Annotated in this window: 14 protein-coding genes; 4 read left to right on the top strand and 10 right to left on the bottom strand. The window is 55.7% G+C overall.

All coding sequences use genetic code 11. The annotated features are described in order from the left end of the window. Positions 1 to 191: 191 nt before the first annotated feature. Positions 192 to 557 carry a hypothetical protein gene (locus FRY97_RS08885; RefSeq protein WP_147167100.1) on the top strand — a complete coding sequence of 122 codons (366 nt, stop codon included), beginning with the start codon at positions 192 to 194 and terminating at the stop codon, positions 555 to 557. A 415-nt stretch (positions 558 to 972) separates the two neighbouring features. On the opposite strand, the gene FRY97_RS08890 is transcribed toward FRY97_RS08885, so the two are convergent. The 3 genes from FRY97_RS08890 to dusB all read right to left on the bottom strand — a co-directional run bounded on the left by FRY97_RS08890 (position 973) and on the right by dusB (position 5,200). Further along, a complete protein-coding gene (locus FRY97_RS08890; protein ID WP_147167101.1) occupies positions 973 to 2,292 on the bottom strand; it encodes a sugar porter family MFS transporter in 1,320 nt (439 codons plus the stop codon). Positions 2,293 to 2,661: 369 nt separating this feature from the next. Further along, on the bottom strand, positions 2,662 to 4,080 hold the full coding sequence (locus FRY97_RS08895) for a CCA tRNA nucleotidyltransferase (protein WP_147167102.1): 1,419 nt from the start codon (positions 4,078 to 4,080) through the stop codon (positions 2,662 to 2,664). Between the two features lie 115 nt (positions 4,081 to 4,195). Continuing rightward, entirely contained in the window at positions 4,196 to 5,200 is a 1,005-nt protein-coding gene (gene dusB, locus FRY97_RS08900; RefSeq protein WP_147167103.1) for a tRNA dihydrouridine synthase DusB, read from the bottom strand. A gap of 244 nt (positions 5,201 to 5,444) precedes the next feature. Between dusB and nhaD the strand changes: the two genes are divergently transcribed. Next, complete coding sequence (gene nhaD, locus FRY97_RS08905) at positions 5,445 to 6,863, top strand: sodium:proton antiporter NhaD (RefSeq protein ID WP_147167104.1); 1,419 nt, start codon at positions 5,445 to 5,447, stop codon at positions 6,861 to 6,863. 99 nt (positions 6,864 to 6,962) lie between these two features. On the opposite strand, the gene FRY97_RS08910 is transcribed toward nhaD, so the two are convergent. The 4 genes from FRY97_RS08910 to FRY97_RS08925 form a co-directional block, all read right to left on the bottom strand. Next, positions 6,963 to 7,493: a hypothetical protein gene (locus FRY97_RS08910; RefSeq protein WP_147167105.1), complete on the bottom strand. Its 531-nt coding sequence runs from the start codon at positions 7,491 to 7,493 to the stop codon at positions 6,963 to 6,965. A gap of 80 nt (positions 7,494 to 7,573) precedes the next feature. Then, positions 7,574 to 7,957: a Rid family detoxifying hydrolase gene (locus FRY97_RS08915; RefSeq protein WP_147167106.1), complete on the bottom strand. Its 384-nt coding sequence runs from the start codon at positions 7,955 to 7,957 to the stop codon at positions 7,574 to 7,576. A gap of 117 nt (positions 7,958 to 8,074) precedes the next feature. Next, positions 8,075 to 8,272: a 50S ribosomal protein L32 gene (rpmF, locus tag FRY97_RS08920; RefSeq protein WP_147167107.1), complete on the bottom strand. Its 198-nt coding sequence runs from the start codon at positions 8,270 to 8,272 to the stop codon at positions 8,075 to 8,077. Between the two features lie 45 nt (positions 8,273 to 8,317). Further along, on the bottom strand, positions 8,318 to 8,878 hold the full coding sequence (locus FRY97_RS08925; RefSeq protein ID WP_147167108.1) for a YceD family protein: 561 nt from the start codon (positions 8,876 to 8,878) through the stop codon (positions 8,318 to 8,320). Positions 8,879 to 9,405: 527 nt separating this feature from the next. On the opposite strand from FRY97_RS08925, the gene FRY97_RS08930 reads away from it, so the two are divergent. Next, complete coding sequence (locus FRY97_RS08930) at positions 9,406 to 13,320, top strand: SprB repeat-containing protein (protein WP_147167109.1); 3,915 nt, start codon at positions 9,406 to 9,408, stop codon at positions 13,318 to 13,320. Continuing rightward, positions 13,259 to 18,181, top strand: coding sequence for a T9SS type B sorting domain-containing protein (locus tag FRY97_RS08935; protein ID WP_246141641.1), 4,923 nt, complete (start codon positions 13,259 to 13,261; stop codon positions 18,179 to 18,181). The genes FRY97_RS08930 and FRY97_RS08935 overlap by 62 nt, the downstream gene beginning before the upstream one ends. 291 nt (positions 18,182 to 18,472) lie before the next feature. Here the strand turns inward: FRY97_RS08935 and FRY97_RS08940 are convergent, their stop codons facing one another. The 3 genes from FRY97_RS08940 to FRY97_RS08950 all read right to left on the bottom strand — a co-directional run bounded on the left by FRY97_RS08940 (position 18,473) and on the right by FRY97_RS08950 (position 26,695). Further along, positions 18,473 to 19,297, bottom strand: a complete 825-nt coding sequence (locus FRY97_RS08940; protein ID WP_147167111.1) for an alpha/beta fold hydrolase — start codon at positions 19,295 to 19,297, stop codon at positions 18,473 to 18,475. Positions 19,298 to 19,447: 150 nt separating this feature from the next. Beyond that, entirely contained in the window at positions 19,448 to 21,997 is a 2,550-nt protein-coding gene (locus FRY97_RS08945; protein WP_147167112.1) for a T9SS type A sorting domain-containing protein, read from the bottom strand. A gap of 345 nt (positions 21,998 to 22,342) precedes the next feature. Then, positions 22,343 to 26,695: a T9SS type A sorting domain-containing protein gene (locus FRY97_RS08950; RefSeq protein ID WP_147167113.1), complete on the bottom strand. Its 4,353-nt coding sequence runs from the start codon at positions 26,693 to 26,695 to the stop codon at positions 22,343 to 22,345. Positions 26,696 to 26,978 lie beyond the last annotated feature (283 nt).

The raw sequence follows: 26,978 nt of genomic DNA on the forward strand, positions 1-26,978 counted from the left end.
TATGCTGCGGGGCTCGCTATCCGCTCGGCCTTATCAGGCCTGCCGCCCCTTCGCAGCGCTAGGCCAATGCCAGGCTAGAGCCCCAAAAGTATAAACGCTAGCGAGATTTTGGTTTACGCTCCCGATTGAGGGCTGTGCCCTTTAGTATCCCTACACAGGGCCTAAACTGGTCAAGTCAAAAAAAAACGAATATGGAGTATCCAACAGATAAAGAAAAGAATTCGGAAAAAGCCAAGAAAATAAGCCGTCAGGAAGCACTGCACAAGCTTGGCAAATACGCTGCCGCAACAGCAGCAGGGACTTTTCTAATCCTAAGCCCCAAGCAGGCACAGGCCAGTTCTACAGCCCCAAGCCCTGGGGGCGACCCCTTCGGAGGTGCTGGCCGGCCGGGAGGCCCACTTTCCCCTTCAGCCGAAGAGTATTTGGAGAATAGCAGCCGCTGGGGGGCAAAGGGCGGTGTGGGCAAGGGCAGCCGGATTTTCAGAGAGCGGGCCCGGCTGAGGCCTAAACAGAGCCGGATATGGGATAGGTCAGGCCGGGAAGACCGGAGCCGATAGGCTACGCCCACGCTCTGCCTAGAAGGTAAAGATTCCCATCTGAAAACCCTTGCAGAGCTTTTCGCCCATGATAATAATCCTTATATTTGAGCATCGGGTTGCCGAAAGGCTGCACCGCACCGCAGGTTAGGGGCACTGCGAGACATCCCCGCCAGGGCCGTGCGTTCTCCTCCGGGAGATGACCCACCCAAACCGCGCAGGCATCAAAAGTTTTGACTCTACATTTTCAACTAAATTAGGGTACGACTTGGTATGACTAGGGCGGGCCTCAGTCCTGTTACTCGCTAATGGGATTCGCTACGGCGACAAGGGGATTACCGATCCATACCGGCGGCCTTATCCATGTCTTTTCGAGGGTCCAAAACCATCCCGATGTTTGTGCGGCTTTTTGCATAAGGCAGGCTTAAGGAAGCGGTCAGCTCTTCGTCAGCTGTTCCTGCAGCTCTTCCAGTGCGACGCCCTTCGTTTCAGGCATCATAAAGGCTACAAAAAGCAGCTGGAACACCATCATAACCGCAAAGAGGCTGAAAATCGTGGTAGGGCCCATCGCGCCGGCCAGGAAAGGGAAGTTGCCTGCAATCAGCGCAGCGAAGACCCAGTGCGTGCCACTGCCCAGAGAAGTGCCAAAGCTCCGTACCTCGTTGGGGAAAATTTCGGAAATGAAGACCCAGATGACAGCACCCTGCCCGATGGCATGGGAAGCAATAAAGGCAAACAGCCAGAAAGGGACAAAGTAGCCGTTGAAGTATTCCGTGTAAAAGGCCCAGGCCACGCAGGACAGCGAAACGATATAGCCTACCGAGCCGATGTACATCAGGGTGCGCCGCCCAAATTTATCGATCAGGGACATGCCGATCATCGTAAAGAGCAGGTTGACGGTGCCGATGCCGGCGCTCGCCAGCAGGGCGGTGCTTTCGCCCAGCCCGGTAAGGCTGAAAATGCGGGGGGCGTAGTAGATGACGGCGTTGATGCCCGATGCCTGATTGAAAAAGGCGAACAGGAAGGCCAGCAATATGGGCGTGCGGTATTTGCCCGACCAAAAAGACCTCAGCGTGCCCTGTTCTGTATGTGCGTGTGCCTGTTTGATCTGTTCCAGCAGCTTAGGCGCAGCATCTTCATCAATGGCTTTCAGTACTTCCAATGCTTCGGCCTCGTTGTCCCGCTTCACCACCAGCCAGCGGGGGCTGCGGGGCACCCGGAGGATCATCAGCACGAAAGCAGCCGCCGGGATGATTTCCACGCCCAGCATCAGGCGCCAGCTGCCGCCGCCAATGAAAAAGTTGGAAACGTAGGCCAGCAGGATGCCGAGCACGAGGTTGAACTGAAAGGTGGCGACCAGGCGCCCCCGCCGGTCGGCCGGGGCAATCTCGGTGATGTACATGGGGGCGACCACAGAAGAAGCGCCTACCCCCAGCCCACCGATGAAGCGTGCTGCCATCAGGGTGTAGACATCGGGGGCCAGGGCAGAGCCTATAGCAGACAAAAGGTAAAGGACCCCAATCCAGAAGAGGGTGGTTTTTCGCCCGTACTGCTGTGCGGGCCATCCGCCGCCCAGTGCGCCGATAATCGTGCCGTAGAGCGCCATAGCTACCATCTGCCCGATCATGGCGTCGCTGAGCCCCCACATTTTCTGAATAGCTTGTTCCGCCCCAGAGATGACGGCGGTGTCGAACCCGAACAAGAACCCGCCAAGGGCCACGGTGAACGACCAGAATACAACATTTTTACTTTTCATGGTTTTCGTTTTGCTACAATTTTCCAAACCACAAAATAAAGAATGTATGCCGCTTACCGAAAGCTTTCTTTTCTGTCTGTGCTACTATTCATAGCGGCAGGCTGAGGGTTTGGCAAATGTTGTTTGGGGCAAGAGGGGCAGTCTTGGAGGAGGTTTGGCAAGGTGAAAGCCAAGATGTGGCGGGCAATACCTTGATGATGACGGCGGACTAGCGCTGCGGAGGGGTGGAAGCCCGTCAGGGCCGAGCGGGCAGCGAGCCCCGCAGCATAGCGACCCCTGCTTTTGGGCAGGGGTAGGCCCCAATCCTTACGGCAAGGGCAGTCTTCCGAAAATATCGATCATATTGTGCGCTTGTTGGACGAGCTTGGCTTATGCTTTTGGGCTTAGCCCAATCTCTTTGCCCTTGGCCAGCATGAAGGCGAGCGCTTCTTCGTACTCATTGGCGATATCCCCATCGAGGATGGCTTCGCGTATGGCGTTTTTGATGATGCCCACTTCGCGGCAAGGGCTGATGCCAAAGGTGTTCATGATGGTTTCTCCTGAAATAGGCGGCTGCCAATTGCGCAAGTGGTCTTTTTCCTCCACTTCCTGCAGGCGCTCCCTTACCATTTCGTAGTTCTCGAGGTAGCGTTTTACCTTTTTAGGGTTTTTGGAGGTGATGTCGGCTTCGCAGAGCATCATCAGGTCGTCTATGTCGTCTCCAGCTTCAAACAGCAGGCGGCGGATAGCCGAGTCGGTGATGTTCTCTTTGGTCAGGCTGATCGGGCGGAGGTGTAGGCGTACTAGCTTTTGGACGTACTTCATTTTGTGGTCGAGCGGTAGCCGGAGGTTTTTGAAAATCCGTGGTACCATGCTTGCCCCGAGTGCTTCGTGCCCGTGGAATGTCCATCCTTGTTGTGGGTGGAAACGCTTGGTGGGCGGCTTGGCGATGTCGTGCAGAATAGCAGACCACCGCAGCCAAAGGTTATCGGTGTTGCGGCTGAGGTTGTCGAGTACCTCGAGGGTATGGTAGAAGTTGTCTTTGTGGGCTTTGCCGTTGCGGACCTCCACGCCTTGCAGGGCTGCCATTTCGGGGAATACCTTTTGCAGCAGGCCGGTATCGAAGAGGTGTTTGAACCCAAGGGACGGGGTAGGGGAGAGGATGATCTTGTTGAGCTCTGTGGTGATGCGCTCCTTAGAGATGATATTGATGCGGGCGTTATAATCTTTCAGGGCCTGATAGGTAGCAGGGGCAATTTCGAAGCCGAGCTGTGTGGCAAAACGTATGGCGCGCATCATGCGCAGGGGGTCGTCGGAGAAGGTTTTGCCCGGTTCGAGCGGTGTCTGTATGGTTTTGCTTTCGAGGTGGTGCAGCCCGTTGAAGGGGTCAATGATGCTGCCGTAATCAGATTTATTGAGGCTGACCGCAAGAGCGTTGATGGTGAAATCCCTTCGGTTTTGGTCTTCCTCGAGGGTCCCGGCTTCTACCATAGGTTTTCGGGAGTCCGAGCGGTAAGATTCTTTGCGGGCCCCTACGAACTCAATCTCAAGGTCGCGGTGTTTGAGCATGGCTGTCCCAAACCTTTTATACACTGTGATGCGCGGTATAGGGCGGAGCTGCCCAGCCACCGCATGCGCGAGTGCAATACCGTCTCCAACGCAGACGATGTCCATATCTTTGGAAGGCCGGGCCAAAAGGCGGTCGCGCACATAGCCGCCTACCACAAAAGCGGGGTAGCCAAGCTTCCCTGCGGCCTCGCTGATGATCTCAAAAATCTTGCGCTCGTGCTGCTCTATATTGAAAACCAAGGGGCGTTGTATTTATCCAGCCTATGTTTCACAGCAGTTGTTGCTGCAGATGCCTGTGAAAAGCCGGCCGATGTCATTGAAAAGCGTAGCGATGACAGCTCATGCAAAGGAGGGGCTAGGCGACCTCTCCTTTGGCAAACTGCTCGCCATAAACCTCCTGAATCTCGTCAAGCACTGCAAAAAGCGTGGCCGGGTCTTCCTCGGTCACCAGCTGCTTGCGGTATTCCTTGATATTGGGGAAGCCCCGGAAATAGTTGGTATAGTGGCGGCGCATTTCCAGCGTGCCCAGTTTTACGCCTTTCCACTCCAGGGACCTGCGCAGGTGCTCGCGGGCTGCACCTACGCGTTCTGCTACGGTAGGAGGGGGTAGGAGCTCACCGGTTTCGAAATAATGTTTGATCTCACGGAAAATCCAGGGGTAGCCGATAGCCGCCCGGCCGATCATGATGCCATCTACGCCATACCGCTCTCGGTAGAGCTTGGCTTTTTGTGGGCTATCGATATCACCGTTCCCGAAAATGGGGATCTGAATGCGGGGGTTCTCCTTGATTTTCCCGATCAGGGTCCAATCTGCTTCCCCTTTGTACATCTGCTTGCGGGTACGGCCATGTATAGACAGGGCTTTGATCCCGACATCCTGTAGGCGTTCTGCCACGTCTTCGATGTACTTGGTATTGTCGTCCCAGCCTAGGCGGGTTTTTACCGTAACCGGCAGGCTGGTCGATTTGACCACCGCCTCGGTCAGCTCCACCATGCGGTCAATATCTTGCAAGATACCTGCGCCGGCCATTTTGCAGACTACCTTTTTCACTGGGCAGCCGTAGTTGATGTCCAAGACTTCGGGCTGTGCTTCTTCCACGATCTCCGCGGCCCGCATCATAGAGTCCAGCTCTGCGCCGAAAATCTGAATGCCGATAGGGCGCTCATAATCGTAGATGTCCAGTTTTTGTACGCTTTTCTCCGCATCCCGGATGAGGCCTTCAACGGAAATGAACTCCGTGTACATCATATCACAGCCCTGCGCTTTGCACAGTGCCCGGAAGGGAGGGTCGCTTACGTCCTCCATGGGCGCTAGCAAGAGCGGGAACTCACCAATATCAACGTTGCCTATTTTTACCATCTTCAGTGAAGTTGTGGTCTGTCAATGCGCCTGATTGCAGCGGCCGGTATTTGGAAAGCGGGCCTTTGGCTGAGCATCAAGGCTTAAAGCGGGCGATCAGCCCCATTTAGCCCGCAAAAATATACAATTCCTGTGGGGATGCCTAAACGCTGAGGGAGAATAATAAGTTTCTGGATTTCTGGGGTAGGCTTGAAAGATTATTTTAAATTTACGGCTATACACAAGAACCAACCTAAAGAGTTTCATGGCAACCGCAATCATCCTGGTTTTTTTCTTAGGGTACCTCACTATCGTTTTTGAACATCCACTAAGATTGGACAAAACCGTGCCGGCCCTCATCATGGCAGCTGTCGCTTGGGCGCTGCTGGCTATCGGTTTCAACAACGGCATGCTCTCCGTCGTTGATTCCCACGAGCACATCTACAGCTTGGTCGGCGCGCACAGTGCTGGGGCAGAGGGGCACCACCTGGCGGAGGAAGGCTTTGTGAATACCTTGCTCCATCACTTGGGCAAGACCGCAGAAATCCTCATTTTCCTTATTGGTGCAATGACCATCGTGGAGATCATCGACTTGCACCGGGGCTTTGAAGTGCTGAAAAGCTATGTCAAGACCCGCAGTAAGCGCAGGCTCCTTTGGATTGTAGGGATTTTGGGCTTCATCCTTTCTGCCATCATCGATAACCTCACCGCGACCATCGTTCTGGTCACGCTCCTGCGCAAGATTGTGCCGGACAAGACGGAGCGCCTCTGGTTTGTTGCCCTTATCGTTATTGCTGCCAACGCTGGCGGGGCTTGGTCGCCTATTGGTGATGTGACGACTACCATGCTCTGGATCGGCAATAAGGTATCTGCCGGCGGCTTGATCGAATACCTGGTCATCCCATCAATCGCTTGTTTTGTGGTCCCATTTGCGATCGCTGCTTACTTCATGAAGCCTTTCAAAGGGGAGATTAATGTGGAAGTGGATGATAACATTCAGGGGCAGAGCCTCTTGAGCAGCCGTACGATGCTCTTCCTTGGGCTGGGCGCCATCGTTTTTGTGCCGGTCTTCAAGACGGTCACCCACCTCCCGCCTTACCTGGGCATGATGTTGTCATTGGGCGTGGTTTGGCTGGTATCTGAATACATCCACCCGGAAGAAGACTTCTCAGAGTCGCGGCGGGAGATGTACTCCGCCCACAAAGCCTTGTCCCGGATTGAAATGTCCAGTATCCTCTTCTTTTTAGGCATTCTCATGGCAGTAGCCGCACTAGAGAGCTTGGTCTACGCGACCGTGATGCGCGAAGGGGAGGCTATTCAAGTAGGTACGCTGCGCTATGTGGCCGAAGTACTGGACAACGTCATCCCCAACCAAGACCTTGTCATCATCCTCTTGGGCTTTGCCTCCGCCATTATCGATAATGTGCCCCTGGTAGCGGCCTCTATGGGGATGTACGAAATGCCGATGGACTCCAAGCTGTGGCATTTCATAGCCTACTCTGCTGGTACAGGTGGCAGCATGCTCATCATTGGCTCTGCTGCGGGCGTGGCCGCTATGGGCATGGAACGGATTGACTTTATCTGGTACCTGCGCAAAATCGCTTGGCTGGCTTTCGTTGGCTTTATAGCAGGGGCGGCTGTCTTTTTGCTGCTTACCCCTTTGCTTTCCTCTTTCAATAGTTAAGCATAAGCTTGGCAAAATCAAAAAACGCCCCTCGTGCAAACCAATTGCAGGAGGGGCGTTTCCGTTTAGAAAGGCTGGCTAATATAGCAGCGGCAGGGGCTACTCCCCTGTGCCAAAGAACCAGCCTAGGTATTGGTTGGCCTCTTCGTAAAGGAAGCCCTCCCGTTGGTCGAGCGTAGCAGCGTCTACCTGATTGACCTGCCAGCTTTCATCGCACCAATATTGAAGCTTGCCGCCGATGAAGACAAAGTGGGCATAAGGCTGGGCAGCGTAGAACAGGTCTGGGCCTGCAAAGTAAAAGGTAGAGCTGCTTCCATCCCCCGGGCCGGGCTCGCCTACCTGGAGCTTGACCGCCTTGCCTTCGTCCATCCAAAGGGCTAAAGTACGGGGGGCCTGCTGCCCGGCTTCGAGGGGCAGGGTATCGCGTATGGGCTCAATACGGTTCAGGCGCTCGTCGGTCTGTTGGATGATGCGCTGTACCTTAGCAATGGTGCGGTCTGCCAGTTCTGCTTCCGTCTGCGGGGCTTGCGCTATGGGCGGCTTGGCGGCTGAGGAGGCAGGCTTGGGCGTGCAAGCGTATAGCCCAAGGGATAGGGCAAAGGCAGATAGGGCGGTGCGGGGGAGTTGCATAGGGCGAAATTTAAAGGGGCAAAGGCAACTATGCGCTGAGCCCTTGGTATGATGTAATGGCTAGATAGTGTGGCTGTTGGCTAGTCGAACGCAGCGATGACCGAAATTTCGATATTGACGAATTTGGGCAGGTTGGCTACTTCTACCAGCTCGCGAGCGGGAGCGGTGGCTTCGTTGAAGTAAGAGGCATAGACGGCATTGATCCGGCTGTAGTTGTTCATGTCCGAAACGAAAATGCTGCATTTGATGACATCTTCGAAGGTGAGCCCGGCTTCCTGTAAGATGGCTTTTACGTTTTTCATGACCTGATGCGTCTCGGTTTCGATATCGCTTGTGATCAAGGCCCCGGTTTCGGGGTCGAGCGCGATTTGGCCGGAGGCGTAGAGTGTGCCGTTGTGGATAATAGCTTGATTGTAAGGACCAACGGGGGCCGGAGCTTTAGGGGTATTGATGATTTTTTTCACAGCTTGGATTTTGTGAGTCATTGATGGTAAACACGAAAAGCCCCACATCACAGCAATTGGATGGGAGCTTTGTCGCTTATATGGTATGGGCTCGGACAGGGGGGTATCCTGTACGTGCTACAGCTCTTCTTCCTGAGCTTTGATGAGCAGCTTGCCACGGTAGTACATATTACCGTCAAGGTCATAGTAAGCACGGTGTTGCAGGTGCTTTTCGCCTGTAGCTGCGCAAGTGGCAACGTGTGGCATTGCTGCTTTCTTGTGCGTTCTGCGCTTATGCTTACGCTGCTTCGAGATTCTACTCTTAGGATGTGCCATCTTTATCCAATTTTAGAGGCAGCAGAGCTGCCTTTTGTTTATTACTTAGTTGTCTGTATTCAGCTTTTTCAATTCGTCCCAGATTGGGTTGTCCGGTGGGGAGTTGTCTTCCTCTGCGTCGGCTTGCGGCTCAGCGGCGTAGAGCCGGTCGAGCATGTCCTCGTTACAGGGGCGGGGGTCCTCGTCCTCACAGTCATAGGTCTTGATCATAGGGACAGAAAGGCAGATGAACTCGTAAGCCCAAGGGGCAACTTCCAGTTTTTGGGCTTCGGGGGTGATAAACACCACATCAGGGTCTTCATCTTCCTTTTCGCCTTCCTCTGCAGCTTCTGAAACCTTGACCAGCAACCGATAATCGCCTGCTATGGGCAGCTGTATGTCAGATAGGCAGCGGTCGCAGTTGGATGCGATGCGCCCCTCAAAGCTGAAGTCGAGGATATAAAGCCCCGTGCGCTTTTCGAGGGTGAGCTGCAGCTGAATATCGCTTTCGCCAATAGGGGAGTTCTCGAAATGATCGAAGAACGAACGGTCAATCTGATAGTCAAATTGATGGATGCCATCTCGCAGCCCTTTTATGGGGATGGAGTAAGAAATCAGCGGATCCATGTCAGTTAGCTTTTTGGCAACAAGCTGCACGTTTGCAGCTCATTACGTACGTGGTGTAAAAAGCGGATGCAAAGGTAGCTTTTTCTGAGCAATATCAAAAGCCCCCACTTTAAATTATTTGGTGTGGCTCAGCTTTCCGCCCTAGGGATAAACGGGGCAGCCGGCGGAAGTGTTCCCCGGCTTGGCTTGTATTTTGCCCAAGGGCCATATACCTATGCAAAGTTGCCGCCCCAATGCCGAGCGCTTGATGGGCAGCCTCTTGTTAATTAATGCCAAATTAACATAGGCTGCAGGCTTGTTGCCTGCCTTCCTGCTATTTTTGCGCAGCTGAAAGCTGATGGCAGACAATAATTGCCCCTGTGCCTTCATCGCTAAACCCTTCTCACTACGTATATTATCTTTGCCCACTGTACTGATGCACCCCGTCTGCCCCAAATCACCTGCCCTGCGAGCCGCACAGCGCTGCAGGTACGTTCAAATTTAATATCTTCGGTCTGCCCGTAAAGGGCCTAACCTTACACTACTGCATGACTCGACTTCAACGCATTTCGGCTATGACCGCACAATTCCACGCCCGCTTTGCTGGCTTCCCCCTGCTGCTTTTTGCCCTGATGATGGCGCCCTTGGTGGGGGAGGGGCAGGTTACGGTACTGCTCAATGATCCGGGTGCCTCCTACAATAATATAGATGGCACATCTACAGATATTTATGGGCCGGTTATGACACCTGATTGCGGTATCGTCAGGTTTTCTGTAGACTTTAATATTCCAACCGGATGGGAGGGAAGTGGGAATATGGAGTCAAGCGATGAGTGTGCTACATGTAATGGAGATCCTGATAATCAAAGCCCTGATTGTGTGACAACGGGGGCTTTTATAAATGGGTGTTGGGACTTTTTAAGGGTTAGGTTCTACATAGATGGCTCAGTTGTTTATGAAGAGTTGATCGGTGGCCCTGGTACAACTAATGCTGACCAGTCAGGTACAATAACATTTGATTATTGTGCTAGTGCAATGGCAGGGCAAGCCTCTGTGCAAGTAAATACCCAGACATGGGCAAGTAATGAGACTATCGAATTTTCAGATGTAACCATCACTTGTATAGAATCAACTTATTCCCTCACTCCCATTGGCCCTTTCTGTGCAACAGACGGCCCGGTTGCTCTGAGCAGTGTGCAGGGTGGCGTTTCTGGGGCGTGGTCGGGCCCTGGGGTTTCCGGAGGGCAGTTCAACCCTGCAAATGCCAATCTGGGCAGCAATACCCTGTTGTTTACGCCCAATGCTGGCACCTGCGCTTCGCCAGCTACCTTGGAAGTGACGGTAGCCCCGGCTGTTACGCCTGCCCTTCCTGCGCTTGGCCCTTTTTGCAGCGGTGACGGCCCTATTGTGCTCAGCAGCCCACAGAGCGGGGTAGCCGGATCGTGGACGGTCAATGGCACGCCTAGCGGAACGTTTAATCCAGCCACAGCGATTGTGGGCAATAACACCCTGGTTTTTACGCCAAACGCTGGCGAATGCGCCAACCCTGCTACCACAACCGTTGTCGTGCAAAATAGCCTTTCCACTGGGCAGCCTGATTTGGGCACTTTGTGCGGATCGGACCCCATAGTGGGCTTGTCTACCAATGGGATACCTGGTATGTGGATGGGCACAGGCGTGTCGGGCAATAACTTCAATCCCGGTAGTGTGGCCCCTGGCAATTATACGCTCACCTTTATGCCCGCAGGCGGGGCTTGCGCCCAAATGGAGTCTATTATGGTGACGGTACAGGCTGACCAGCCTTTGATGCTGAGCGATCTAGGGGATTTGTGCAGCGACCAAGGTGCTGTGATGTTGCCTTCGACAGGAGGCGTAGCAGGCGTTTGGTCTGGCAGCCCTGGCATACAGGGCAATCAGTTCAACCCTGCCCTTGCAGGGGCCGGGCCATTTACCCTCACGTTCACCCCCAACGCCGGGCAGTGCGCACAAGCGGCAACGATCTCAGGGGATATTTCCCCTGCCGTGCCCCTCAATCTTTCAGCTATTGGCCCTTTTTGCGAAAGCAATGCCAACAACATCAGTTTGCCGGCTACCAATGGGGTGACCGGCGCTTGGAGCAGCTCCGGCAGCGGGCTTGTCAACGGCAATACGCAGTTCAACCCCGCAGCGGCAGGGGCGGGCGTGGCGGCCCTTACCTTCACCCCCGATCCCGGGCAGTGTGCCGAAGCGGAGGCGATCAGCGTAACGGTAGAATCGCTGACTGCCCTCAGTTTTTCGGATATGAGCCCAGTTTGTACCACTGACCCTGCCATCAACTTGAACGCGATGACGATGGGCGTGCTCGGTACCTGGAGCGTTACCGGCGGCGGGCTTACCGGCAGTACCTTTAGCCCTGATCAGGCAGGAGAGGGGGTGTATACGATATCTTTTACGCCTGCGGGCAGCGAGTGTGCTACGCCAGGGGATTTTGCTATTGCGGTTTTTGAAACCCCAGATGTGCCCGAGCTGGCCGATGAGGTAATCTGCGGCGGCGGTTTTACCTTGCCCACCTTGAGCGGAAATGCCAATTATTATACTCAGCCCGGCGGGCAGGGCACGCCTTTGCCGGCCGGCAGTACGGTCAGTACCACAGGCACGATCTACATTTTCGAAGACAACAATACTTGTACCGACGAGTCAGACTTTACCCTTACCGTCAATCAGCAGCCTATGCTCGATGAGGTAGACGATGTGGTAAGCTGTGGCCCCTTCACCCTCCCGCCAATTGGCGGTGTGGGGCTGAGCGGCTCTGAAGCGTACTACACACAGCCCGGCGGTACGGGCACGGCTCTAAGCCCAGGCCAGGCCGTGAATACCTCCCAAACGGTCTACATTTATGACAGCTCCGGCCCGGGCTGTGAAGACGAAGTCAGTTTTCAGGTCACCATCAATACGCCACCTGTGCTCACGGCCCAAAACAGCCGCAGCGTTTGCGAGAGCTTTATCCTGCCTCCGATCGGAGGCACGGGGCTGAGCGGTGGGCAGGCCTACTATACGGGCCCCAATGGGACAGGCACCATGCTCTTGCCCGGCACTACGCTTACGCAAACGACTACGCTCTACATCTACGATAGCACTGCCCCCGGCTGTGAAGACGAGGTGGGCCCCTTTACGGTTACCGTACGGCCCCGCCCAATACTAAGCCCTATACCCGATGCCACGGCCTGTGGCACTTATACTTTCCCGCCCATTCAGGGGCAGAACCTGACGCCCAATGCGGCCTATTACGACGGCCCTGTGGGAGGGGGCACTGCCTTTTTCCCTGGCCAGATTTATAACCCCGGCTTTGCTGGCCCCTTGACTTTTACGGTCTACGACGAGTCGGCCCCGGGCTGTTCCGATCAGGAAACCTTCACGGTGACCTTCGCCCTGCCCCCGGTCCTCAACCCAGTAGATGATATAGAGGTGTGCGGTGATTTTACCTTGCCTGAGATACAGGGGTTCAATCTGAACACCCCAGCGTATTACACCAGCACCTTCGGTATGGGCTTTGCCCGTTTCCCGGGAGACGAAATCAATAGCAGTGCCCTGCCGCTTTATATTTACGATGCCTCTGCCCCAGGCTGTTTCGCACAGGTCTCTTTCAACCTGGAAATCTTTGACCCTGTACAGGTAGAACCCATAGACGACTTCATCGTCTGTGAGTCTTTCTCTTTCCCCTTTATCGAGGGGCAGTTCCTAACGGAAAATGCGGGCTACTTTTCAGAGCCCGGTGGGCAGGGCACCGAATACTTCCCCAATCAGACCATCAATTTTGAGGGGACATTCTACGTCTACGACAGCAACGGCGTGTGCGAGTCCGAGGATGAGTTTTCGGTGACCATCAACGCTACCCCAACAATGACCTGCTCTGAGCTTCAACAGGCTTCTGATGATGAAACTGCCGATGGCATCGGGCAGCTAGTGATTGTGGGCGGGCAGCCCCCTTTTGAAGTCGACTATTTTTCGCCCAGTCTGGGGGGGGGCATTACGAGCAACGACAATACCATAGAAATCCCCAACCTTCCGCCGGGCACCTATATCGTACAGGTAGAAGATGCCAACGGTTGCAACATCAACTGCTCGTTCACCATTTCTTCACCGGGCTGCCTGCTCGGCCTAGACTTGCTTGCACAGCCTGCGTCCTGCCCAGGCGTAGCCGATGGGGCAATCAACCTGACGGTAACAGGGGGAGATGGCAACTATACCTACTTGTGGAGCAACGATGCAGCCACACCCAACCTGATTGGGGTGCCGGCGGGCACGTACAGCGTGACCGTTATGGATGGTACGGATTGTATGGGCGAAGCTATGGTAGATGTTGGGACGGAAAACCTTGCCCCTGCTTTGGCAGCAAGCCCACAAACAGATAGCCTTTGCCTTGATGGTTGTGCTACTTATAGCCTGTCCTTCACCGGTGCCCCCCCCTTTCTTGCTGAATTATGAGGTGCGCAGTGGTACAGATACTTTGCGCCTGAGCTTTACTGCCAGCACGGCAGATACCACGATGTCCTTTTGCCCCATCGACAGCCTCCTGGCTTTTGATACGCTCGAAGTCGCTTTTGGCCTGCTTGCTGATGCCAACTGCCAGGACACTTTGAATGTCAGGGACACACTAACCCGCATTTTGCCAGCGAGGGATACCGTAGCAGAAACCCTGTGCCCAGGCGGCAGCCTGCTTGTCAATGGTACGCTTTATGATGAGGGCAACCCTACAGGCCAAGATACCCTCTTGGGGGCAGCGGTGGCCGGCTGTGATTCTATTGTTTTCGTCAGCCTCAGTTTCTTCCCAAGGGATACCAATTTCCTAAACCGGGAGTTGTGCTTTGGCAGCAGCCTTACCGTCAACGGTACGGTATACGACGAGGGCAATCCTTCGGGCGTGGAGGTAATCCCGGGCGGCACTGCCAATGGGTGCGATAGCGTGGTACAAGTGAGCCTTACCTTTTCGGACGTCTCCCTTTTTGTATTGGAAGAGGCCCTTTGCCCGGGCGGCAGCCTATTGGTCAACGGCACCCTCTATGATGAGTCGAACCCAATGGGGGCAGACACCATCCCGATGGGCTCGGTCACGGGCTGCGATAGCGTCATACAAGTCATGCTGAGCTTTTTCCCTACTGATACAGCTCTGTTGGAGGGCCCGCTCTGCCCCGGCGACAGCATCGTGGTCAATGGTGCCGTTTATAACGAAGCCAATCCTACGGGCACAGAAATTTTGGCAGGGGCTGCCGAAAACGGCTGTGACAGCATCGTAGTGATCGCCTTGCAGTTCCTGCCCCTGGCTGAGGGCAGCCTGATGCCGGAGCTTTGCCCTGGCGATAGCATCATCGTGAACGGGACGGTCTATAATGAGTCCAACTTGTCAGGTACCGAAATACTAGAGGGCGCAGGGGCCAATGGTTGCGACTCTATACTCACCATTCAGTTGGCTTATCTGCAGCCGGATACTGGGCGAATTGAGGGCCCCCTTTGCTTTGGCAGCAGCATCACCGTCAACGGTACCCTTTACGATGAGCAAAACCCCTCAGGCACGGAAGTGCTTGCTAATGCCGGCAGCAACGGCTGCGATAGCATCGTAGTGGTCGACCTCTCTTTTGTGGCTTTCGCTTCAAATGAAATCGTAGAGGCACTTTGCCCCGGCGACAGCATCGTGGTCAATGGCACCGTATATAACGAAGCCAACCCCACTGGCGTGGAAACCTTGCCGGACGCCTCGCAGGCGGGCTGCGATTCGGTCATTACCATACAGCTGTCTTTCTTTAGCGTTGATACTTTCCGGATTGAAGAAACCATCTGTGGCGACACCGCCCTAGTGGTCAATGGCACGACGTATGATATGGCCAATCCTTCTGGCACGGAAGTATTCGAAAATGGAGCAGCGAGTGGTTGTGACAGTGTAGTCATTATTCATCTGGATTTCCGGCAGCCGGCAGTAAATGATATTGCCGAAATGCTCTGCCCCGGCGACAGCCTGGTAGTGAACGGTACCGTTTACAACCCTGCCAACCTGATGGGCTCGGATACGCTCTCTGGCGCTGCAGCCAATGGTTGCGATTCCATTATCAATGTGGCTATTGCCTATTTCCTCATTGACACCACCTACCTCAATGGGCCGCTCTGCTTCGGCAGCAGCGTGACCGTCAACGGAGTGGTGTACGATGAGGGCAACCCTTCTGGTACGGAAATATTCCCCAACGGCTCGGCCAACGGCTGCGACAGCATCGTAGTGGTCGATTTGTCATTTGCCAATAGTGCTCAGGCCACGGTGTCCGAAACCCTCTGCCCCGGCGACAGTATCGTGGTCAATGGCACCGTATATAACCAAACCAACCCCACTGGCGTGGAAACCTTGCCGGATGCCTCGCAGGCGGGCTGCGATTCGGTCATTACGGTTGCCCTTAGCTTCTTCCCCTCGGACACGGCGCAGTTCGAGCCTGAGCTCTGCCCAGGCGACACCCTGATTTACAACGGCACGGCCTACCACGCAGGCAACCTGACGGGCACGGAGGTCTTCCCGGGGGCTACGGCCAATGGCTGCGACTCGGTGGTGGAAGTCAGCGTGCAGCTGCTTTCAGCGCCCGTGGGCACCATCTCGGACGTGATTTGCGCAAGCGACAGTGTGGAGGTGAATGGCACTATTTATAGCATCGAGAACCCCTTGGGCACAGAGGTATTCCCTGGGGCAGGAGCCAATGGCTGCGATTCCATCGTTCAGGTGCAACTGAGCTTCTTCCCCTCGGACACGGCGCAGTTCGGGCCTGAGCTCTGCCCGGGCGACACCCTGATTTACAACGGCACGGCCTACCACGCGGGCAACCTGACGGGCACGGAGGTCTTCCCGGGGGCTACGGCCAATGGCTGTGACTCGGTAGTGGAAGTCAGCGTGCAGCTGCTTTCAGCGCCCGTGGGCACCATCTCGGACGTGATTTGCGCAAGCGACAGTGTGGAGGTGAATGGCACTATTTATAGCATCGAGAACCCCCTGGGCACAGAGGTATTCCCTGGGGCAGGAGCCAATGGCTGCGATTCTATCGTTCAGGTGCAACTGAGCTTCTTCCCCTCGGACACGGCGCAGTTCGAGCCTGAGCTCTGCCCGGGCGACACCCTGATTTACAATGGCACGGCCTACCACGCAGGCAACCTGACGGGCACGGAGGTCTTCCCGGGGGCTACGGCCAATGGCTGCGACTCGGTAGTGGAAGTCAGCGTACAGCTGCTGCCGGAAGCATTGGGACAGCTCAGCCCTGCCCTTTGCCCCGGCGACAGCATCGTGGTCAATGGCACGGTTTATGATCAGGGCAACCCGGCGGGCACAGAGGTGCTGCAGGGGGCAGCCGCCAACGGTTGCGACAGCATCGTCAGCATCAACCTTTTGTACTTTGAGCTGGATACCAACCGGATAGAAGCCACACTGTGCCAAGGCGACTCTTTGCTGGTCAATGGGGCAGTTTATAACGCAGCGCAGCCTGCAGGCCTGGAAGTCATACCGGGGGCTTCGCAAACGGGCTGCGATAGCATTATTTTGGTAGACCTTACCTTCATCAATGCAGTGTCTACGCCATTAACGCCAGTACTTTGCCCTAGCGATACTTTACTGGTCAATGGTACGGCTTACCATTTGGGCAACCCCTCCGGTACAGAGACCATTGAAGGAGGAGCGGCCAACGGCTGCGATTCCATCATACAGGTAGGGTTGCAGTTCTTCCCACAGGATACGGCTACGCTCGCTGCTTCCCTTTGCCCGGGCGAGTCGGTGCTCGTCAATGGCACAGTTTATGACGAGGCCAACCCAAGCGGTTTTGAGGTGCTGCCAGGCGCAACGGTTAATGGTTGCGACAGCCTGGTGCGCATAGCGTTGGACTTCCTGCCGATCCCTGTGGATACCCTACAGCCCACCTTATGCCAAGGCGAGAGCCTTACCGTCGGAAACCAAGTCTTTGACGAGGGCAACCCTTCCGGCACGGTAGTGCTGCCCAATGCAGCGGCCAACGGCTGCGATAGTGTCGTCGTGGTCAGCCTTGCCTTCACGCCCCAAGTGAGCGCTACTTTGAGCGGGCCGTCCAGTTTATGCCCCGGAGATTCTGCTGTGCTCACGGTTCAGCTGAGCGGTGGCATGAGCTATGATTTTGTGCTGTCTAGTACGCAGGGGGTAGTAGAAACCTTCAATAGTGTAGCGGGCCCCGTCACCATTGTGGTAAGCCCCGGCCAAACGACAGACTATTTCATCACGGGCCTCTCGGTGCCCGGCAGCAACTGCCCGGCAGATAATGGGGCCCCACTGGCCATCCAAGTGGCAGACTTGGCCATTGAGGTGGAAGCTGTTGTGGAATATGGCGGCTGGGGAGTGAGCTGTGCAGGGGCGGCCGACGGCGAGCTGCAGGCTAATGTTTCTGGTGGCTCAGCGCCTTATGTTTTCAGCTGGTCAGATGGGCAGGCTGGCCCCTCCGCTTCCGGGCTGATGGCTGGAGCCTACTCGGTGACTGTTACAGACGATGGCGGTTGTGTTGGTACAGACAGCCTCGTCCTCACTGAGCCCGAGCCCCTTGTTGTGCAAGCGGCAGGCGTGGATGTAGATTGCAAAGACCCACAAAGCGGGCAAATCCAGGTCTTGGATATTTTTGGCGGCACAGATCCCTATCTTTTTGCTTTGGGCGATGAGGGCTACGCTGCTTTGGACACCACCGCCTTCACCCTAAGCCGCTTGGCTGCAGGGGGGTATTCCGTAAGGGTACAGGATGCGAATGGCTGCGAAGCGAGCGTAGAAGTGGCCGTGAGCCCACCCCAAGAGCTGTTGCTAGAGCTGGGAGACGACCGTACCATCCGTTTGGGCGATAGCCTGCAGTTGTTGCCACAGGCCACCTTTGATGTTGCCGCATTCACTTGGCAGCCAGATACGATAATGTTATACACCCCTTTCGTCAGCCCCGCCCGGACGACCGTTTACCGGCTGACCGCCCAAGACGCTAATGGGTGTACCGCTACGGACGAGGTGATGGTTATTGTAGACCGGGAGCGGGAGGTTTATGCGCCCAACGCCTTTAGCCCAAATGGTGATGGCCGCAACGACTTCTTTACCATCTTTGCCGGACCGCAGGTCAGGGAAATCCGCACCTTCCGTATTTTCGACCGTTGGGGCGATATGGTCTTTGAGGGCGGGCCCATGCAGCCGAACATAGAGGCTTTCGGATGGGATGGCGCTCAGCGTGGAGAGCCTATGAACCCAGGCGTTTTTGTCTTCTACGCCGAAATCGTCTTTGTGGATGGCAGCGTAGAGCTATTGGAGGGCGACTTCGTGCTCATGCGGTAGCCCCCTCGCTTCGGCCGTGCTCAGTGTATTGGCTCGGGCCGAAAGCAGTTGCAAAACAGAGCGAGCGGGTATGAGCCCAAAGCAGAATGGGGGCCTCCCCCTGCCACTTGGCAGGGGGCGCTATGCTGCGGGGCTCGCTATTCGCTCGGCCCTACCGGGCTTCTCACCCCTCCGCAGCGCTAGTCCAGGCCTATCCTATAGCCGATAAAGCCTGAGCGTCTGCAGCCTTTTTGGGGTTTACGCCCGTAGGGGGGGGCAAACAACAAGCCATTTGACAGCTTGCTGCCAAGCTTATCGAGCGGAGGGTAAGGTTTCTACCGGTTTTCCCAAAAGGAAAGATAGGGCCGTCTGATTGAAGCGCTCGTACTGCTCGATGTTGCAGACATGCCCACATTTCTCGAGAATGACGAGTTGTGCCTGTTTGTGGGTAGATGCGAAGCGTTTGGCAGCTTGAAAAAAGACGTGGTCCTGATCGCCCATGACCACCAAGCTCAGGTTTTCTAGCTCCCGGTTGAAAAAACGCCGCAGGAGGCGGAAGAAGTCTTTGTACAGCCCGACCCATTTCAAGTACTCCTTAGGCGAAAGCTTTTGAGACTGCATCCTGAAGATACGCCTAGACTGAGCGTGGTTTTTCCGCGGGAGCACCACCCAAGAGAAGAGGTTGTAAATGGCCCGATAGGGCAGGAAGTAGTTCAGGAACTTTGCGGAGTGCACAAACAGCTTGATGGTGAACGTAGCCCGGAAAACCCCTCCGGCCATTACCATCTTATCTACGAGTTCCGGACGGATTTCATCCAGCTTTTGGAGCACCACGCTGCCCAAGGAAACCGAAAGAAAGTGTGCCCGCCTTATGCCAAGATGGTCAATGACCTTCAGGACATCCTGCGTAACGATATCGAAGTTATAGTTCTCGTAGGCAGGTTCTATATTTTTGGATTTGCCGTGGTCCCGGAGGTCTATCAGCAGGAGGTTGAAGAAAGGTTTGAATGCATTGACCTGGTATTTCCAAGTAACGATGCTGCCGCCAGCACCATGTATGAATACGACCCAATCTGCATCCTTATCGAGGAGGTGGGTCTCGTAGTGTAGTAGTAATCTTCCAGTTGTGTCGCTCATGTTCAGGTCAGGAGTATATCTTTTCGTTTCAGCTAAAGGCAAAGATAAAGAAGTTGAGTGGATTGCGGCCCAATTATAAACAATACAGGCCTTTGGCAGTTCATGCCAAAGGCCTGAGCGGGCCGTATGCTTGCCCGGCAGCCAAGGAGCTTAGTGTACTACGGTAAGCTTATGGTGCAGCGTTTGCCCTGCGGTACTGAGCTGCAGGAAGTAGGCCCCTTGTGGCAATTGTGCGACAGGGATTTCATGTTGGTGCCCCTCAAAGCTGGTTTGGCGCACCATAGCCCCGTCTGCCCGGAAAATACGTAGCAGCTTTTGCCCCTGCCAGTCTGTTTGGAGCAAAGCCAGGTCAGAGGCAGGGTTGGGCCCTAGCCTGAGCGAAGCGCCCCCAGAGCCAACGCCGGTAGCCAAACCTTCCCCATGCAGCCCGAAGCAATCCGTGTCCACTTCCAGCCTGATGGCCTGTTCTATTTTGCAGCCATTTTCCAGCCTGATGATAATAGTGTATTCTCCTGCTATGCTGGCTGTGGTATAAGGGAACAACAAACAATTGCCTGTTTTGACAAAGCCAATGGGGCTGATCCACAGGTACCGGTAGCCTTCGGGCAGGCAGTATTCAAAGCGTTCGCCCGGGCAATAAGTAAGCGCACTGTCGGGCAATTGCAAATCGGGCAGCTCATTTACGAAAACGGTAACCTCGTCTGTAGCTTGGCAGCCTTCCGGCGTTGTCACCGTCAGGGTGTAGGCGGTTGTTGTATCCGGGCTGGCATTAGGGCTGAGGCAATCGGTACAGCTTAGCCCATAGGCAGGGCTCCAGGCAAAGGTGCTGCCTTCAACAGGCAAAATGCCCTGCAGCTGAATGCTGTCGGTATTGCAGAGGAGGGTATCCCGGCCAGCATCAGGTTTTGGGCAGCCCAGGGTTATGCAGTTGGCTTCAACAAACTTGTCAGGGCAAAGGCCTTCCCCTGCCACTTCAAGCAGGCCTGAGGCGGTAGTGCCTGGCGCAAGCCCTTCGAGCCGGAAAGTATTCCCCGAAAGGATGCCTCCTTCTTGTCCGCTCAAGACGGTAAAATGATAAGCAGTATCCGCATCAAAAACGTCCCAGATAAAGGTAAGGCTGGTATCCGTTGCTTCGCAGTCGACCTCGGGCAGGGCAGATATCACGCTCAGTTCTTGCGGGGGCAATTGGCAGCCATTGGCCGTGACGCTCAGGGTGTAAAGGCCAGGGGCGAAAACTGCCGGGTTTGGGGTGTTGGCGAAAAAGCCGTCTGGCCCCGTCCAGATATAAGCGGCAGGGCCCGTAGCTCCATCAATTGAGGTGACAACCTGGTAAGGCTCGCCGGTAGCGCAAGCCGGGAGGTAATTGGCCGTGACCGTTGGGAGGTTGGTTTCCGGAAGGGTGATAGCTGTTGACTGAGTGGCCCCGTCTTCGCTTGTAATGACGAGTTCGTAGTGGCCGGCACAAAGCCCGTTGACTACGTTGTTCAGAGAAGGTGCAGTAGTGCTGAAGACCACTTGCCCATCTTCGTTGGAAAGCGCAAAAGCAGCGCCTTGGCCGCCAAGCAGTGCCAAGGCCCCATTGCAGGCGCCCGGGCAGGCCGCCTGTTGGACGCTCACCGAGGGTACAGCAGCAGCTGCCGGCACCGCTGTTGCCAAAAAGCTGGTAGCAGGGTAGCCCTCACAGCCATAGGACATCCATGATCCAGAATAGCCATCGCCCAGCAAGGTGATGTTCAAATTGAGGTTGGCAGCCTGCTGGCTTTCGAAGCTCTCCGCTACGGTAATGGTCCAACAGAATTCCAGCGGGAGCGGCTGAGCTTCGAGCGAGCCGCAGGGGCCGTCACCGAAGTTGTTCCCGGGGTTGCCGTCATTGGGGCCTCCGCTGCCACAGAGCAGCCCGTAGATGCCATCGAAAGCAAAGCCTGGGCCAAAAGATAGCCCGGTATTGCAGCTCTCCCAGCTTTCATGCCAGTCCCATTGCCCTTCGGGAGCGGTGCAGGCTTCAGGGGCTGAGGTTTGCAGGGTGCTCTGATCCCAGCCTGGCCCAAAGTCGATTTCAACCCCATGCAGCCATTCTAGCGCAAAGCCGGGGTCCCATGAGGTGATGCTATAGCAAAAGGTAACCGTTTCTCCAGCTTGATAAGTCCCGTTGGCAGGCGCAGGGCTGGCTGTCAGCTGCCCACTGCGCTGCGCGCACAGCCTGCAATTGTTCTGGGCTTTAAGGGTGAGCTCAAAACCGCTGCCGTCATTGGGCTGGGTTTCGCCTACCGCGATAAAATAGCTGGTGCCCGGCTCTGTAGGGAATAGGAGCTCGGCTTCCCCTGCTGTGCTTTGCGCCAGCCCAATTGGAAGGCGGTTGCCGCAGTCATCGCCCTGAAATACCGCAATCATAGGTTGTGAGGAGGAGCTGAGCGCTATACTCATCTGATTGGATACGGCTGTAAATGCGTACCATACTTCCCGGAATTGGCTTCCAGTGGAAAAAGCTCCGGGCAGGCTGATGTTAAGGGCCGGGCTGCTTGCTGTAGCCCCTTCTGTTGTGCCGGAAATGGACACAGACACGGCTTCTTGTGCCGGGCAGGGCGCAGTGGCTGAAAAGGGGATAAAGGCAGCTGCTGTGCAAAGGTCGTTCTCCGGTTGCCCCAAAGCGGTTGCCAAACACGACAGGCAAAAGGCTGCAGTGAGTAGAATATTTTTCATACTCCAGACTTGGTTTGGTTCTTAAATAGATTGCATACAGTGGGGGGAGACTGTGGGGGGGCACAAGTCATGGTGTAGAATGTTTGGGTCATTAGCAATGCTGCGCAGCTTGCTTTTGAATGATTTGTTATTAGTATTGCTTTGAGTGCTGTGCTGTATTTTAGGGTAAGACCCCCTCGGTGTGGGTAATGCTGCCTGCACAGGGCAGAAAAAAAGGCCAGGGCTGTCCTGAAATGAGGTTTTGGGTTGTAAGAGTTTGATTTGTAGAGGCTTAAAAAAGTAAAAAAGCGGATAGCTTGTTTGAAGAGCTACCCGCTTTTTCGAGCGTGAAGATCAAAAGGGGGACTAGCGGGAAACTACAAACTTAATGATATGGGTCTCTTGCTCGGCCGTCGCCCTGGCCATATACGTGCCGGGCGATAACCGGCCCACCGGGATCTGCACCGTCCCTGCTGCAGCATCTTGCTGGTAGAGGGCTCGGCCTGTGGCGGTGCTGATTACGGTCAACGTCCAGTCCTGGCCTGCTGGCAGTTCTACAAATAATGCGTCGGAGGCCGGATTGGGGTATAGCCTGGGCTTTGCCAACGGCTGCGCATGCCCTGGGCTGGCAGGCCGGTTGCCGGCTGGCTCGCAGTCTGGCACAAAAACCAGCGCTTCTGCCTCGCCTTGGCAGCCATAGGCATCGGTCATCGTGAGGCTAAAAGTTGCGGTCTGTGGCACACTGCCTGTGGTGGCAGCACAGGTGCCGCACTCGAGGTAGCTTGCTGGAGCCCAAGCATAGCTGACGGCCTGTGGGGAGTAGGCCGAAAGGGCGAAGGTGTCGCTCGGGCATACGGTCTGTTGTTCAGTCAGGCTGTCAAGCTCGATAGGCGGAGCAGCCTCCATGCGGAATGGCTTGATCAGCCTGCACGCCTCCGTGCGCATAAATGCATAGTAGTTCCCGCCCATATCGGCTTCCATAGCATCGAAAGAAAGGCATTGATCTACCCTGATAAAGGCATTGGGTCCGACCCAATAGTGTATCACACCGTCAGGCAGGCAGAGTTCAAGCGGCTGGCCAGGGCAGAAGACAATCGGCTCGGCGGGTACGTACTCATCCGGTATTTCGCCCACAAACAAGGTTACCGCTGCCGTATCAGTGCAGCCCTGTGCATTAGCAGCAATGAGCTGATAGGTAGTCGTCGCATTGGGCTGGGCCAAAGGGCTAGGGCAATCGGTGCAGCTCAGCCCGGTGGCAGGGGCCCATGACCAGCTGTCCCAGTTCAGGGAATCTGCGTGTAGGGGCATCACCTCGCCCGGGCAAAGGAAGGTGTCCGCAGTTATTTGCAAGGGTGCACAGCTGAAGGTATCCAAAATGCAGGTTGCCGTAGCGGTAGTGTTGCCGCACCAGCCTATGCCTAAGCCTTGCAGGGTAAGGGCTGCGGTGTCGCCGGTCATCAGCCCAGCCACCCGTAACTGATTGGTAGCAGTAAAAGCAGCTGTTTGGGTGCTGTCAGCCAGCATAAATAGGTAAGCAGTATCTTGAGGCAGGGCAGGCCAGGTGAAGTCGATATAATCCGGGCCGCTTTCACAGCTGATCAAAGCGTTTTCCAAGCCGGTCTCGACCATGACCCAAGCCGTATCTGTTAAGGTAGAGCCTTGGTCTGTATAGCGGTAAACGAGGGTGGCTGCCCCCGCTCCGGCCAGCCTGGGGTCGAATAGGCTCCCGGTGCTGTCTACCCCTGTGCCAGCCCATTGCCCATTGCCTGTAGGGGTGCCGCCTTGTACATCTGCGATCAGGCTGGCCTGCCCGTCAAGGCTGCATAGGGTGTCTGGCACAAAAGTGGTGAGGCTAAGGGCTGAGCAGGGCAGGGCAGCGCAAACTAAAGTATCGGTGCGCGAGCACCCGTTCTGGATCAAGGCTCGTTCGATAGCAACCTCTTCTTCAGGAAAAAGCCCTGAAAAGCTGACGGCCCCATCTGCTGAGGTGCTGTCTGCGGTTTGGCCGCTCAGGGCATTTACCTGCAGGGCAGCTTCCCCATCTGTGGCCCAAGTAAATAGGACGCTTCCTAGCCTGGGGGCGCAATCTGCCTGGGGCAGATCCGGCAGGGCATTTAGGCTGACCTCGATACTATCGGTTGAGGTACAGCCGCTTTCGGAGTATGCTTCCGCAAAAATGTGGGCGGTGGCATCTACAAAAAACACTGCTGTATCTGCCGTGCTGCCATTGCTCCAGAAAAGGCTGTCGTAGTTGCCCTCGGCGAAAAGCAGTATGGTATCCGGGCTGCAAAGGGACTGGTCTTCTCCAATGGAAAGGGAGGGTGGCGATTCCACATCTACGAAAAAGCGGGGATCGTTCAGGCACCCGAAATCGTAGGGCGTACTGTAGAACCGGCGGCTTTCAGGCGCAGCCACAGCAGACCACAGCAGGGTGTCGGATTGGAATAAGAACAACTCCACGCTGTCTCCTGCACAGATCAGCGTATCAGCAGGGAAGTAATGGATTGCTGGGTCGGGGTTGACATTTACCGTTACCAATTCTCCATGCTCGCATCCAAATTCATCCGTTTGTATTGCGGTGTAGGTAGTCGTTTGGGCCGGGCTGACTTGAATGGCCGGTGTGGTTTCCCCTGTGCTCCAAACCACAGAAGCCCCCCCGATGGCGATGAGCGGGGCCGATTCGCCTGCACAGATGGCCTGGTCTGGGCTTACGAAGAAGCTGGCGTCTGAGGCCACGGTTATGCTAGCTTGGCGGACGACCTGGCAGCCGCCTTCTCCGGTAATGGTGACCGCATAAGTCTGTGACGACAAAGGAGCGATAACGATGCTGTCAGCAGCAGCTCCGGTATCCCATGAAAAGGACGTTCCGGCGCTGGCCCGGATGGTTACCGCTGTGCCTGCACAGATGACGCCCTGAGGGCTGACCGAAAGCTCGGGGGACAGCGGTACGCTGAGGTAAACTACATCGCTGGCAAAACAGCCATTGGCATTCGTGCCAGAAACCATGATCTGCCTGCCGCTGACAGGGGATAGGGTAATGCTGTCCCCTGTCCCTAGAAGCTCGCCGGTTGAAGGGTCTTGCCAAGCATGAGATTGTGCGTTGCCTATCGCATGAATGGTAATGGGCGTGCCCGGGCAGGCGGTGAGGGTGTCTGCTTCTATCTCTGCAATAGGGATGGACGAAGGCGCCAGGATGTCGAGCGCAACGGGGGCTGCAGGGCAGTCATTGACGTAAGCTTGCAGGGTATACGTGCCGGGGGAAAGCGCCAACGGGGCTGCTGTTTCACGTGCATAGCCATTGGGGCCGGACCACTCGTACTGGACATCGCCCTCTACCGGCGAAACCTGTCCGTAGAGGTAGATGGGCTCGCCATCGAAGCAGGACTGTTCAAAGGTGGCAGTAGCAACGGGGTATACGCCAGTGTTGATAATGACCGGGATGTTCCTGTCTTGGTTGGAGCTGTAATCTCTGATGGATAGGGTGTATTGCCCTGGGCAAAGCTGAGCCAAGGTGTCTGCTGTTGTTGAGGCCAGGTTTTCCCAAATGAGGGTGCCGGTACTGTCAAAAGCTTGATAGCGCCATGGCCCCTGCCCGCCGCCGCTGACCACCACCTGCCCATCGCAGCTCTCCCTGCAGGATGCGTCTGTTAAAGCCACTTCTGGCGCATAGGGGTCTGGGCAAGCATACCCCGAGAGGAAGACTTCTGTTTCTGGAGCATAGCATTGGGTTTGTGGCCTGGAGCCAGAAAGCCCATCGCCCAGCAGGCGGGCCCCAACTTCCAGCCCATTGAAGGTGCCATAAGTGTTGGGCGGGCAGTCTTGGGCGGTGATGGTCCAGCAAAACTGTAGCGTATTGCCGGCTAGGGCGTTGATGCTGCTGCAGCCGAGCCCGTCCATCCCAAGATTGTTGCCGGGGTTGCCGTCTGGCTGGCTGCCGTCTAGTATGTCAAATGCGAAGCCTGGGCCGAACTGCTGCCCTGTAGCGGCGCTTTGCCAGCTATCCTGCCAGGCCCAGATGCCCCCGGGGTCACAGGAGGAGGCTTCTTGAGGGGAAAGGGAAGCCAGGTCCCACCCTGGGCCAAAGGAGAGCTCGAGGGCATGCAGGCGCTCGCTCGTCGGGGTGGTTTCCCATTGGGTGACCGTAAAGCACATTTCTACGGTCTGCCCCCCTTCATAATGCCCGTCTACAGGCGCCGGGCTGGCGGTAAAAAAGCCGTCTCTGACGAGGTGGCAGGGGTCGCAATTATAGGTAGATTCTGTGGTGAGCTGTGCAGCGGCAGTGTAGTTGGCTTCGCTGCTGGCTAGCAGGAAGTAACGCGCTTCAGGTGTCGTATTGACTTGCAGCTCTACGCTGTTTTCTCCGGTGGCACAGGCTATAGGGTAGGCTGCCGAGCAGTCCTCTCCGCGCAGCAGGGTGAGGGAAGGCTGTGCAGGGCCCGTTAAGATGGCCCGGAGCAGGTTTCCCTGTGGCTGTATTTCTACCCAGCGGGCTACCCGGTTGCTCAGAGCCCCGCTCTCTTGGCACAGGCTGTATTCCGGGGCTGTAGGTGCTCCTTGAAAGTTGATGGCTAGGGTGTCGTACGCTCGGCCCGGCTCTGGGCAAAAGGTGGGGATGCTGGCTTTGAGGGAAAGCGGATCGGCACAGGACGTGCCATTCTGCTGGGCCGGAAGAGGGGACAGCAGAAGCAGCCCAAGCAGCATCAGGTAAATTCTGATCATGTCGTTTTGTTTTTAGGATTACAACTCATTGAGCCAGGGGGTAAGGCCAGGCTGTTTGTGTCTCACAAGGTACTAAAACTTGGCGGGATTACACAGGGGGAGGAGGCAGGCGGAATAGTTGGAGATAGATTAAGCTTCTGTTTTACAAGCTTTAAGGTATGTACGAATTTTGACTGCCGCATTTTCGGGCATGGCAGTCTGAGGGGGCATCCGAAATGTTGCAAGCTTTCCGCCTTTATCGGCTCATGGGATGGGGCTGGACTAGCGCTGCGAAGGGGTGTAA

The organism is Phaeodactylibacter luteus, assembly GCF_007993045.1.
Taxonomy (GTDB): domain Bacteria; phylum Bacteroidota; class Bacteroidia; order Chitinophagales; family Saprospiraceae; genus Phaeodactylibacter; species Phaeodactylibacter luteus.